General features: G+C 58.8%; 14 protein-coding genes. 12 read left to right on the forward strand and 2 right to left on the reverse strand.

Going from position 1 to position 12052, the window contains the following annotated elements; genetic code table 11:
• Positions 1-107 precede the first annotated feature (107 nt).
• Positions 108-638 carry a shikimate kinase gene (locus ACFPPD_RS00830; protein ID WP_378081011.1) on the forward strand — a complete coding sequence of 177 codons (531 nt, stop codon included), beginning with the start codon at positions 108-110 and terminating at the stop codon, positions 636-638.
• 1 nt (position 639) lies between these two features.
• Here ACFPPD_RS00830 and ACFPPD_RS00835 read toward each other — a convergent pair whose 3' ends face one another.
• Positions 640-942 (reverse strand): rhodanese-like domain-containing protein, encoded by a 303-nt coding sequence (locus ACFPPD_RS00835; RefSeq protein WP_209747730.1) that lies wholly within the window; start codon positions 940-942, stop codon positions 640-642.
• Between the two features lie 80 nt (positions 943-1022).
• Here ACFPPD_RS00835 and ACFPPD_RS00840 point away from each other — a divergent pair, with 80 nt between their 5' ends.
• The 6 genes from ACFPPD_RS00840 to ptsP all read left to right on the forward strand — a co-directional run bounded on the left by ACFPPD_RS00840 (position 1023) and on the right by ptsP (position 7837).
• Positions 1023-1400, forward strand: a complete 378-nt coding sequence (locus ACFPPD_RS00840) for a fluoride efflux transporter FluC (protein WP_209747732.1) — start codon at positions 1023-1025, stop codon at positions 1398-1400.
• Positions 1397-1777, forward strand: a complete 381-nt coding sequence (locus tag ACFPPD_RS00845; protein WP_209747734.1) for a fluoride efflux transporter FluC — start codon at positions 1397-1399, stop codon at positions 1775-1777. Before ACFPPD_RS00840 ends, ACFPPD_RS00845 begins: the two co-directional genes overlap by 4 nt.
• 411 nt (positions 1778-2188) lie before the next feature.
• On the forward strand, positions 2189-3481 hold the full coding sequence (aroA, locus tag ACFPPD_RS00850) for a 3-phosphoshikimate 1-carboxyvinyltransferase (protein WP_209747736.1): 1293 nt from the start codon (positions 2189-2191) through the stop codon (positions 3479-3481).
• 43 nt (positions 3482-3524) lie between these two features.
• On the forward strand, positions 3525-3956 hold the full coding sequence (locus tag ACFPPD_RS00855) for a CoA-binding protein (protein ID WP_209747738.1): 432 nt from the start codon (positions 3525-3527) through the stop codon (positions 3954-3956).
• A 282-nt stretch (positions 3957-4238) separates the two neighbouring features.
• A complete protein-coding gene (locus tag ACFPPD_RS00860) occupies positions 4239-6086 on the forward strand; it encodes a glucose PTS transporter subunit IIA (RefSeq protein WP_378081025.1) in 1848 nt (615 codons plus the stop codon).
• Positions 6083-7837: a phosphoenolpyruvate--protein phosphotransferase gene (ptsP, locus tag ACFPPD_RS00865; RefSeq protein ID WP_209747743.1), complete on the forward strand. Its 1755-nt coding sequence runs from the start codon at positions 6083-6085 to the stop codon at positions 7835-7837. The genes ACFPPD_RS00860 and ptsP overlap by 4 nt, the downstream gene beginning before the upstream one ends.
• A 79-nt stretch (positions 7838-7916) precedes the next feature.
• On the opposite strand, the gene ACFPPD_RS00870 is transcribed toward ptsP, so the two are convergent.
• Positions 7917-8441, reverse strand: coding sequence for a type 1 glutamine amidotransferase domain-containing protein (locus tag ACFPPD_RS00870; protein ID WP_209747745.1), 525 nt, complete (start codon positions 8439-8441; stop codon positions 7917-7919).
• A gap of 121 nt (positions 8442-8562) precedes the next feature.
• On the opposite strand from ACFPPD_RS00870, the gene ACFPPD_RS00875 reads away from it, so the two are divergent.
• From ACFPPD_RS00875 to ACFPPD_RS00895, 5 genes are all read left to right on the forward strand, one after another.
• Positions 8563-9006: a VanZ family protein gene (locus tag ACFPPD_RS00875; protein WP_209747748.1), complete on the forward strand. Its 444-nt coding sequence runs from the start codon at positions 8563-8565 to the stop codon at positions 9004-9006.
• A 53-nt stretch (positions 9007-9059) separates the two neighbouring features.
• On the forward strand, positions 9060-9470 hold the full coding sequence (locus ACFPPD_RS00880) for a TraR/DksA C4-type zinc finger protein (protein WP_209747750.1): 411 nt from the start codon (positions 9060-9062) through the stop codon (positions 9468-9470).
• 125 nt (positions 9471-9595) lie between these two features.
• Complete coding sequence (ytxJ, locus tag ACFPPD_RS00885; protein ID WP_378081015.1) at positions 9596-9949, forward strand: bacillithiol system redox-active protein YtxJ; 354 nt, start codon at positions 9596-9598, stop codon at positions 9947-9949.
• 138 nt (positions 9950-10087) lie between these two features.
• Positions 10088-11101 (forward strand): catabolite control protein A, encoded by a 1014-nt coding sequence (ccpA, locus tag ACFPPD_RS00890; RefSeq protein ID WP_209747752.1) that lies wholly within the window; start codon positions 10088-10090, stop codon positions 11099-11101.
• Between the two features lie 94 nt (positions 11102-11195).
• The gene (locus ACFPPD_RS00895; RefSeq protein WP_209747754.1) at positions 11196-11897 is read left to right on the forward strand and encodes a 5'-methylthioadenosine/adenosylhomocysteine nucleosidase; all 702 of its coding nucleotides are present in this window, start codon (positions 11196-11198) and stop codon (positions 11895-11897) included.
• The last annotated feature ends 155 nt before the right edge of the window (positions 11898-12052 follow it).

Consider the following 12052-nt stretch of genomic DNA (forward strand, 5'->3'; position numbering starts at 1 on the left):
CGTAGTTCCGTACACTATCAAAGTTACGGATAAACCGTTCGTTTTATACCTCGTAACCGATATGCTATGATAGATATTGCGTAAAAACACGAAATGGGGAACTTGCGTTGGAACAATTCGGCACAAGCCGCAACGTGGTCATCGTCGGGTTCATGGGTACGGGAAAATCGACGGTCAGCCGATTGCTCGCGGAGAAGCTCGGCTGGGATAGCAAGGACACGGACGAGGAAATCGAGCTAGCGGCGGGTAAAAGCATTAAAAGAATATTCGCGGAAGACGGGGAACAGGCTTTCAGGGATTTGGAAAGCCGCGTGCTGACAGAAGTGCTGAGCCGTCCGAACCAAGTGGTGGCGACGGGCGGAGGCGCGGCGTTGCGGGAAGAAAACCGGAGAACGATGCTGAAGGGCGGATGGGTCGTCGCTTTGACCGCGGATCGGCGGACGCTCGTGTCCAGGGTGACGAGCGCGGCCGCGGCGGGCACGCGTCCTCTTCTCGAGGGCGACGCGGAAGAACGCGTCGGCGCGCTGCTCGAAGCGAGGCGGCATGCCTACGACTTCGCGCAAGCGACGGTCGACACGTCCGAGCGCACCCCGCTAGAGCTGGCGGACCTTCTGGCCGGCTGGATGCCGGGACGTTAAGTCAAGGCAGTTGGTTCCAGGCGAGCATGCCGCCGACCATGTTGGCGACTTTGTAGCCTTGGGCGGACAAGTACTGGCAAGCTTGGTCGCTGCGGTAACCGCTCCGACAGATAAAGACGACCTCTTCGTCTTTCGGAATGTTGGCCAGCTGCTGCGGAATTTGTCCGAGCGGCAAGTGGACGGCGCCGGGAATCATGCCTTGCGCGACTTCTTCGTCCTCGCGCACGTCGATGAGACGGATGTTCTCTCCGGCGTCCAGTCGTGCTTTCAATTGTTCGACGCTAATCGTCGCATAATCGCTCATGTCAGCCAACCTCTCTATTCTGTAATCTTATTCATCATAAGAAACTGCGCATGGCGCTGTCAATTCGGAGGGAGACGGGCATGAAAATCGCGATCGGCATCGCGGCGGCGGGTTTCCTCGGCGCGCTCGCCCGTTACGGCATCGGGTCGATCCCGCTGAGCGGGGGAGCGGACTCGTTTCCGTGGGCAACGCTGTTCATCAATGCGTCCGGTTCTTTCTTGCTCGGATGGCTGACGGGAGCGTTGATTCGAGGGAAAACGTCGCCCGCGATCGCGGAAATCGCGGGAACCGGTTTTCTCGGCGCGTATACGACTTTCAGCGCGTTTAACGGGCAGCTCTGGCATATGCTCGGGCAAGGAGCGAACGGTCCCGCGGCTGCTTATTTGCTGCTTAGCGGCATCGGAGGCTGGTGGCTCGCGTCGGTCGGACTGGCGAGGGGAAGGGGCGAGCAAGCATGAGCCAATTCGGGATCGCCTGCCTCGTCGGGCTCGGCGGGGCAATCGGCGCGCTCGCGCGTTACGGCGCCAGCCGTGCGGCCGCGGCCAAGAAGAAGCCCGGTTTCTACGCGACGCTGGCCGTCAACTTGGCGGGGTCCTTCTTGATGGGACTCTTCATCGGCTGTCGGTTGGAAAGCGGCCATGCCGTTCTGTACGCGTTCGCCGGCACGGGCATTCTCGGCGGCTTGACGACGTATTCGACGTTAAACGTGCAGAAGGCGTCGCTGCTGCGAAGCGGAGCCAAGCGAACGCTGCTCTATTACGTCGCGGCGACCTACGCCGTCGGCTTCGGCCTGACCGCCCTTGGCGTCGCGATCGGCGACATGATGCTTACATAATGAAGTATAAGATTTGCTATTCCAATTTAACGAAAATCAAATAGATCGCTTTTTAGCACCGAGAAGGTTGAAAGAAGCTAGGGAATGAGGATCGGAGCGTAGGAGAACCTACGCGAGAACCGGAAGTTCCGGCTGAATTCAAGATTCGACGTCGAGTAGACATCCCGTACAGCATCGTGATCAAAACCGGACTTTTTGAATAACCACTCGATAAGAAATTCAAAAAGTTCGGTTTTCAGCACCGAGAAGGTTGAAAGAAGCTAAGGAATGAGGATCGGAGCGTAGGCAAACCTACGTGAGAACCGGAAGTCCCGGCTGAATTCAAGATTCGACGTCGAGTAGACATCCCGTACAGCATCGTGATCAAAACCGGACTTTTTGAATATCCACTAAATAGGAGCGTGTTTCGGAATGGATATGATCGTTACCCCGACAAGGAAGCTAAGCGGCGAAATTCAAGCGTTGTCCTCCAAAAACTATACGACCCGCTACTTGCTCGTGTCCGCGCTCGCGGAAGGCACGAGCACGATTTTGTATCCGGCGCACAGCGAAGACGGCGAAGCGATGCGCCGCTGTATTCGCGACCTGGGAGCGATCGTGGAAGAAGACGAGACGAAGATCGTCATTACCGGCTTCGGTCGCCATCCGCAACCGGCGAAAGAGCTGAATGTCGGCAACGCCGGCGCGGTACTGCGCTTCGTCATGTCGGTCGCGGCTCTGCTGCCGGAAGTCCGCTTCGTCAACGCATATCCGGAATCGCTCGGCAAGCGTCCGCACGACGATCTGATCGTGGCGCTGGAAAGCATGGGCGTGACGATCGAGCATAACAACGGCAGACTGCCGATGACGATCAAGGGCGGCAATCCGCGCGGCGGCAAAATCCAAGTGTCGGGCAACGTCAGCTCGCAATTCCTCAGCTCGTTGCTCTTCGTTACGCCGCTTCTCGACGAAGACAGCGAGATCGAAGTGTTGCACGACCTGAAATCCAAAGTCGTCATCGGCCAGACGCTCGAGGTGCTGCAACAGGCGGGCATCGTTATCGAAGCCTCCGACGACTTGATGCGTTATCGCATTCCGGGCAAGCAAAAATATAAAGCGCAAACGTATACGGTACAGGGCGACTATCCGGGTTCGGCGGCGATTCTCGCGGCCGCCGCGGTCACCGAGTCCGACGTCGTCGTCCACCGCTTGATGGAGAACAGCAAGCAAGGAGAACGCGCCGTCGTCGACGTGCTCAAAGCGATGAACGTGCCGCTGACGCACGAGAACGGCATCGTTCGCGTAAAAGGCAACGGCAAGCTGACCGCAGGCGAATTCGACGGGGACGAGTTCACCGACGGCGTGCTCGCGATGGTGGCCGCCGCCGTATTCGCGGAAGGGACTTCCCGTTTCTATAACGTCGAGAACTTGCGCTACAAGGAATGCGACCGCATTACCGACTACTTGGCGGAGCTCCGCAAAGCGGGCGCGAACGTGGAGGAGAAGAGGGACGAGATTATCGTCCACGGACGCCCGGAAGGCGTGGAAGGCGGCGTGGAGATCGACGCGCACTTCGACCACCGCGTCATTATGGCGCTGACGATCGTCGGCCTGCGTTCCGCAGCGCCGATCCGGATCAAGGACGCGCACCACGTCGCCAAGTCGTATCCGATCTACTTCGACCACTTGAAGGCGCTTGGCGCCCAAGTGGAATGGACAGAATAAGCCGGAAACGAAATCATAAGCCCATGCCAAGGAGGCGCTGAAGATGTCTTACACGCATCCGTCGCGAGACGAGATCAAGAGCATCCTGCAACAATCGAACACGATCGCCGTCGTCGGATTGTCCGACGATCCTTCCAAGACGTCGCACATGGTATCCGAGGCGATGCAGAAGAAGGGCTACCGGATTATTCCGGTCAACCCGAACGCATCGTCCATCCTCGGCGAGACGAGCTACCCTTCGCTGAAGGACGTTCCCGTTCCGATCGACATCGTGAACGTGTTCCGCCGTCCGGAGCATACGCCCCCGATCGCCCAAGAAGCGGTCGAGGTCGGTGCGAAGACGCTTTGGCTTCAACTCGGAATCGCGAACGAGGAGACGGCTTCGATCGCCCAAGCGGGCGGCTTGAACGTCATCATGGACCGCTGCATCAAGGTGGAGGATTCCATCCTTCTCCCTAAGGGTAAAGATAATTAATTAAACCATTCGAGCGGAACGAATCGCGTACGATGGGAAAATGACTTGGATGATCGGATAAAAGAGCATAGATGTATCTCCCGTAAGAGTTTACGTCCGCCTCTTGAAGCCCATTGCCCCCTTTGAGAATCGTTCAGGGCAATGGGCGGAAAGGAAGCGGCTGGAGGGAGATACATCGGCGCTCAAACCTGTGATCATCTTATTTTGTTTATATAGAGTTTTACGAGAGAGGAGGGAAAAAGAGTGTACGGAATCGGGTATCTGCAGCGGCTGGGACGGGCGATGATGCTTCCGATGACGGTGCTGCCCGCGGCGGCCATCTTCTTGATGCTGGCCCGCCTGCCGTGGGACGCGTTCGGCTGGGATCAAGCGCCGGAGCTGCTCAACGCGGCCGGCTTGGCGATTTTCCAATACATGCCGTACGTATTCGCGATCGGCATCGCCCTCGGCCTGTCGAACCAGACGGCGACGGCGGGGATGGCGGCGCTGACGGGCATGTTCATCTTCACGATCGTCACCCATACGTACGATCCGGACGGGGTGCAGCCTTCGATGTTCGCCGGCGCGGTCATCGGCGTCGCGTCCGGTTGGGCGCACGACCGCTTCAAGTCGTTCCAGCTGCCGGAGTTTCTGCAATTTCTAGGCGGATCGCGATTCGTGCCGCTCTTCATGAGCGTCGTGTCGCTCGGCTTCGCCTGGCTCATGATCGGCGTCGGGGAAGGTCTGAGAAGCTGGGCGGATTCCGCGGGCACGATCGTCAATTCCGCGGGCGGCTTCGGCATCTTCCTGTACGGCTTCCTGCATCGCATTCTCGTCGCTTTCGGCTTGCACCATCTCCTGAACAACGTATTCTGGTTCCAGATCGGTCAATATTCCACGCCGGACGGCGCCGTCTATTTCGGAGATATGCCGCGATTCTTCGCTGGCGATCCGACCGCCGGTTATTTCATGGCAGGCTTATACCCGACAATGATGTTCGCGCTGCCCGCCATCGCGTTCGCCATCATCCACGAGGCTCGCGAAGACTTAAAGCCGAAGACGAGCAAGCAGTTCCGGGTTGCCGCGCTCAGTTCCTTCCTGACGGGAGTCACCGAGCCGGTCGAATTCGCGTTCCTGTTCGTCGCGCCCTACTTGTTCATCATTCACGCGCTGTTGTCCGGCGGTATCATGTGGCTCGCGTACGAGCTCGACATCCGGCACGGGTTCACGTTCTCGGCCGGCGCCCTCGAATATCTCATCAATATGCCGCTCGCGAAGCACGGCTGGTGGTTGCTTCCGATCGGACTCGCCGTCGGCGCGCTCTATTACGTCGTGTTCCGCTGGAGCATCCGGCGATTCCAATTGGCGACGCCGGGCCGGGAGGACGCCACGAGACTGGACGACTGGGCGGGAGACATTCCTTATCGCGCTCCCCTTATTTTGCAGGCGCTCGGGGGCAAAGAAAACGTAGTCCGGCTGGAAGCGTGCATTACGCGGCTCAGGCTGACGCTCGACGACGACAGGCGGATCGACGCCCAGTCGCTTCGGCACTTGGGCGCGGCGGGAGTCATTCGTCTCGGCGCGGGCCACGTGCAAGTCGTGTTCGGCACGTTCTCGGAATTGATCCGCGAGGAAATCCATAAGCATATCCAGACCGACGTTCGCCAAATCCAGTTCCACTCGCCGGTGCAAGGCCGGATGATTCCGTTGGAGGAAGTCGACGACCCGATATTCGCGAAGCGGCTCGTCGGCCGCGGCGTCGCCTTCGTCCCGGACAAAGGAGAATTGGTGGCGCCGCTCCAGGCCAAGATCGTCCATATCCATCCGTCACTGCACGCGATCGGATTAGAGACGAAGGAGGGGCTGGAGGTGCTGCTGCACGTCGGCATTAACACCTCCCAGCTGGAAGGCAAAGGATTTACTTGTCTCGTCAAGATGGGCGACGAAGTCATGCCGGGGCAACCGCTTCTGAAATTCCATCTCCCGACGCTGAAGCTGCACGCGAAATCGCTGGAGACGCCGATGGTGATCACGAACAGCGATATCGTGAAGTCTTGGAGGTTCGCGCCGTACAAAGTCGTCAAGAAAGGCCAAGCGGCGGTCATGTCGGTCGTGTTGAAAGAGAGAGAGAACAAGGGGGCGGAGAAATGATTCAAGCTTTGGGGGCGTCTCAAGGGATCGCGATCGGCAAAGCGTTCGTTCTCCCGCATTGGGAATGGGAGCTGCCGGATCAGAAAATCGACGTGGCCGATCTGGCCAAGGAGTTCGACCGTCTGTACGAAGGAATCCGCCGGTCGAAGACGGAAATCAACCGGATGAAGACGGAGATGGACGAGGCGGTAGGCTCCGAGGAAGCGAGCATTTTCGACGCCCATCTCGCGATTCTGGAAGATCCCGTGTTCATGAACGAGATCCAAGGCATCATTCAGAGGCAATACAAAGTCGCCGAAGTCGCGGTCAAGGAAGCGATCGATCATTTCGTGACGATGTTCGACCTGCTGGACGACGAATATATGAAGGAACGCGCGCTGGACATTAAAGACGTCGGCAACAGGCTGCTCAAGCACTTGCTCGGAGTGCCGGAAATCGCGCTTCCGGAAGATACGCAACCGTTCGTGCTCGTCGTGCGGGAGCTGTCTCCTTCCCAACTCGTTCACTTGAAGCCCGAGCTCGTGCTCGGCATCGTGACGATGGTCGGCAGCCCGACGTCGCACGCGGCGATCATGGCGAGAGCGTTCGGCATCCCGATGCTGATGGGCGTGGAAGGGAAGCTGGAGCAACCGATCGCGACGGGAGAATTGCTTATCGTGGACGGAGAGACCGGACTTCTCCAGATCGATCCGTCCTCGGAAACGATCGGCCGCTACACCGAGATGCGCAAGCGTCAGACGGCGATGAAGGAACAACTGCTCCAGTTGGTCGAAGTGCCTCCGGTGACGCCGGACGGCGTTCACTTGACGCTGGCGGCCAACATCAGCTCGCTAAAGGAGCTCGACGCGGCTCTACATAACGGCGCGGACGGCGTCGGCCTGTTCCGGACGGAGTTCCTGTACATGGACAGAAGCCGTTTCCCGACGGAAGAGGAGCAATTCGAGACGTACCGCGCCGTCGCGCAGAAGCTGAAAGGTCGGACGCTGATCATCCGCACGCTCGATATCGGCGGGGATAAGCAGCTCGACTATTACGAGCTTCCGGAAGAGGAGAATCCGTTCCTCGGTTTCCGGGCGATCCGCTTCAGCCTGGAGCGCAAAGACTTGTTCAAGACTCAGCTTCGCGCCATTCTGCGGGCATCGGCATTCGGCGACGTACGGATCATGTATCCGCTCATTACGTCCGTGGACGAGGTGAGGGAAGCGAACGGCGTGCTCGCCGAGGCGAAAAAAGAGCTGGCTTACGAAGGCATCGAATATCGGGACGACGTGAAGGTCGGCATCATGATCGAGGTGCCCGCAGCGGTGGCCATCGCGGACCTGCTCGCGGAGGAAGCGTCGTTCTTCAGCATCGGTACGAACGACCTCATCCAGTTCACGCTTGCCGTCGACCGGATGAACGAGAAGATCAGCCACCTATACGAGCCGTTCCATCCGGCCATCCTGCGCATGATCCGGACGGTGGCGACCGCCGCCCAAAAGCGGGGCATTCCCGTCAGCGTCTGCGGCGAAGTGGCGGGCGACGTTAACGCGCTGCCGATCTGGCTCGGACTCGGCATCGAAGAGCTGAGCCTGTCCGCCCAAGCGATACTGCCGGTGAAGGAAAGCTTGCTTCGCACGAAAGCGTCCGATAGCCGTAAGCTGCTACAGGGGCTGTTCCGCTGCAAGACGGCCGCCGAAGTGAGGGCGCTCGCCGGCCAATTCAACGCGGAAGCGGCGCTCGCGCCGGGCAACGCCCGTCCGATCGTCTAGTTCCGCGCCGCCGAACGAACAGCCTCCTTGGCTTGGGCCAAGGAGGCTGACATTTGAATAGGGACTTGCTATCGGCGTCTTAGCGGCGACCGAACAGCAAGTCGCTGAACGCTTTTGCGTACGGCGGCAGATCGGGCGGCCTGCGAGCGGACACGATGTTGCCGTCGACGACGACCGCCTCGTCCAGCCACGTGGCGCCGGCGTTCTCCATGTCGTCGCGAATGCCGGGCGTCGAGGTGACCGTCCGTCCCTGCAGGATTCTCGCGGAGACGAGTACCCATCCGGCATGGCAGATTTGGCCGATCGGCTTGCGAGCTTCGTTCATGAGGCGCGTGAATTCGAGCACGCGGGCGTCCCGGCGGATTTTGTCCGGCGCCCAGCCTCCCGGCACGAGCAGTCCGTCGAACCGGTCCGCGTCGAGATCGTCGTAAGAAAGGTCGGCCACGGCGGGAACGCCGTATTTGCCGATATGCTTGCGACCTTTTTCCGGGCCGGCGTACAACACTTCGGCACCGTCCTCGCGCAACCGGTATACCGGGTACCAAAGCTCCAAATCTTCGAATTCGTCGTCCAGCAGGCAGACGACTCTTTTGATCGCTGTCATCGTTCGTCCCTCCGTTTCTCGTTCATCGTTCTATCGCGGGTCGCTCCAAGTCGATTCAATATTTTATTGTACCAAATGTCAGGCGCCGCCGAAACAAGCGATGCCGGGAGGGAACGACGTTATGAAAATCAAATTCCGATGGAGATACGTTCCCGCGCTCGCGTGCATGCTGACGATCTTCTTCACGTCCTCGCGCAGCGGGGACCAGCTGGACACCGTACTGCCGTGGGTGCAGAAGTGGCTTCCGGGCCTGGCCGATTTCAACCCGATGCATTACGTCGCTTATTTCGCGCTCGGGTTGACGTTCGCGTACGCGTTCGGCGCCAAGCTTTCGTCGACGTGGCCGGGGGCCATGCTGAACGTCGCTTTGTGCGCGCTCTACGGCGTCACGGACGAGTGGCACCAATCCTACGTCCCGATGCGCACGCCCGACCCGTCCGACTTGCTTCACGACGCGATCGGCGCCGCCGTCGCGGCCGTCTTGGTCCTGATCGCGCTGCGAAACGTCCGCGGCAGAGAAAGAGGTTCCAGAAATTACACGGGGGGCTCCGGAAGGATTTCATAGCCTCCGAAGCGAATAGGAGTAGGGAAAGCTCTTGCTTAAGGAGAGAAACCCTGGTGTCCAAACACTGTTCCTGCGGAGGCGCGATGAAGCTTATGCTCCGCACCGTCATTTTCGCGAAAAAAGTGAATATCAACAACGTGCCCGTATACAACTGCTCGGACTGCGGAAGGAACGACGTGTTTCCCGGCGTGAAGGAAGACGTCGGCAAGCTGGTCGGCCAGCTCGGCGCCGCACCGATCGCCAGAAGCATTTCGTTCGACGAAGTGCACGAATGGGCGGGCGTGCTATCGCAGGCGATGATCCGTTCCGAACCGCTGCAAGAGACGATGATCGCCCGCGCGGCGGAAGAGAGAATCAACGAGCTGCTCGATTTGCTGCTGCTCGCGACGTCGGTCGGAGACGACGCATGGAAAGCGGAAATCGAAGGCCGCCTGTCCCAGCTCAGCGCCCAATACATAATCTAGCTATCGTATACGATTCCGATCATCCGTCGGACGGGGGCCATCGCTCCCGTCTTTTTTGATCTCCCGCCTTCATTCTGTTACGATGAAAGAATAAGATGACGCATAAGGCATAAGGAGGAAAAACCATGATGGCGAAATTCAATCAACTGACGACTATGGAACAATGGGAGAACGCGCTGCAAGCTTCTTCCGGCAAGCCCCTTCTCGTATTCAAGCACAGCACGAGCTGCTCCGTCAGCGCGGGCGCCCACGAGGAGCTTTCGCACTTTATCGAGGACGCCAAGGCGGCGGACGTCGACTACGCGATCGTGCACGTCATCGAGGATCGTCCGGTCAGCAACGCGATCGCGGAGCGTCTGGGCATCAAGCATGCATCCCCTCAAGCGATTCTCGTAAAAGGCGGAGAGCCCGTTTGGAACGAGTCGCACTGGCGCATTACGTACGATTTCCTGTCGGAGAAGCTCGGCGCGAACGCGTAACCCTCTTTATCTCGACTCGCATACTGATTATCTCCCATGTCAGATTGCTAAACATGCGGATTTGTCGTATGATTACCTTAATCATCCATGATTGGACGACATTTTGCCGCCCAGTCACGAACATTGGAGCGAATCATTGTGACGGTAACCATTTATGATGTTGCTCGCGAGGCAGGCGTATCGATGGCGACGGTATCCCGCGTCGTCAACAACAATCCGAACGTCAAGCCGCAAACGCGGAAAAAAGTATACGAAGCGATAGAGCGTCTCGGCTATCGGCCGAACGCGGTCGCTCGCGGTCTCGCCAGCAAGAAAACGACGACCGTCGGCGTCGTCATTCCCGACATCGCGAATGCGATTTTCGCGGAAGTGGCGCGCGGCATCGAGGATATCGCCAACATGTATCACTATAATATCATTCTATGTAACGCGGACAAGCGCAAGGATAAGGAAATCCGCGTCATCAACACGCTATTGGAGAAGCAGGTCGACGGCTTGCTGTTCATGGGCGGCGCGGTGACGGACGAGCACGTCCAAGCGTTCAAGACGTCCAACGTTCCGATCGTGCTTTGCGCGACGAAGGACGAAAAGGGCGACATTCCTTCCGTCGACATCGATCACGAAGCGGCCGCGTTCGACGCGGTCAACCGTCTGATCGCCGAAGGCCACAAGGCGATCGCGATGATCAGCGGCACGTTGCAGGATCCGGCGAACGGATACGCCCGTTACCAAGGCTACAAGCGCGCGCTCGAAGAAGCGGGTATCCCTTACCGCGAAGATTACGTGCGGATCGGCAATTATAAATACGAGTCCGGCATCGAAGCGACGCAATATTTCCTCGATTTGTCCAACCGCCCTACCGCGATCTTCTCCGCGACGGACGAGATGGCGATCGGCTCGGTTCATTGCATTCAGGACGCGGGATTGTCCGTTCCGGAAGATTTGTCCGTCATCAGCGTAGACAACAGCCGCATCTCGTCGATGGTTCGTCCGTTGTTGACGACCGTCGCGCAGCCGATGTACGACATCGGCGCCGTGTCGATGAGGTTGCTCACGAAGCTGATGAAGAAGGAAACGGTAGAGAACGCGATCGTGACGCTGCCTCACGAGTTGATCGTGCGCAAGTCGGTCGGTTCGCCGAACGGCCGTTAGAAACGCGTTTTCGGAGCCCTGCTTCGGCGCCTCGGCGCTCGATGCGGGGTCTCTTTGCGAGTATACGCATTTACATCTGAAAGGATAGATCGAGATGACCTACGGTACGATCGGCATTATCGGAGCGATGCAGGAGGAGATCGAACTTCTGCTCGCGGGACTAGAAAATAAGGAAAGCGAGCGGCACGCCGGCATCGACTATCATCGCGGCGTATTTCATGGGAGGAAAGTCGTCTTGACTCGCTCAGGGGTCGGTAAAGTGAACGCGGCCGTGTGCACGCAAATCCTGATCGACCGGTTCGGGGCGGACGCGATTCTGTTTACGGGCGTGGCGGGGGCGGTAGATCCGGCGTTAAACATCGGCGATATCGTTATCTCCTCCAGCTGTTTGCAGCACGACGTGGACGTAACGGCTCTCGGATTCGCCCCGGGGGTCATTCCTTACCAGGATGTGTCCGAATATCCGGCCGAAGCGGGCTTGATCGCGCTAGCGGAAAGCGCCGGCGAGAAAGTGTATCCCGGCCGCTGCGCGACGGGCAAAGTGCTCTCGGGAGACCAATTCATCGCGGACCGCGGCGTCGTGAAGAAGCTTTACGAGGAGTTGGGCGGAGCCTGCACGGAGATGGAAGGGGCGTCCGTGGCGCAAGCGTGCCATATGAACGGCGTGCCGTACGTCGTCATCCGGTCGATGTCCGACAAAGCGGACGGTTCGGCGCACGTGAACTTCGCGGAGTTTACCGTCGAAGCGGCCAATCGTTCCTTCGCGATCGTCGCAGAAATCGTCAAAGGCTTATAAAATCAATAAGACCGCGGTGTTCCCCCGAAAAGGGGGACCGCGGTCTTTTTCGCGTTATTGCGCGCCTAGCCAAGTTAGGCACAACTAGCCGGTGAAAGTCCGGTCGAGGTAAGAGCCAAGTCGCCTCGTAGCTGACGGGCAGCTGGTGGAGAGAT

It is taken from the genome of Cohnella suwonensis, from assembly GCF_042655365.1.
In the GTDB taxonomy this organism is placed as follows: domain Bacteria; phylum Bacillota; class Bacilli; order Paenibacillales; family Paenibacillaceae; genus Cohnella; species Cohnella suwonensis.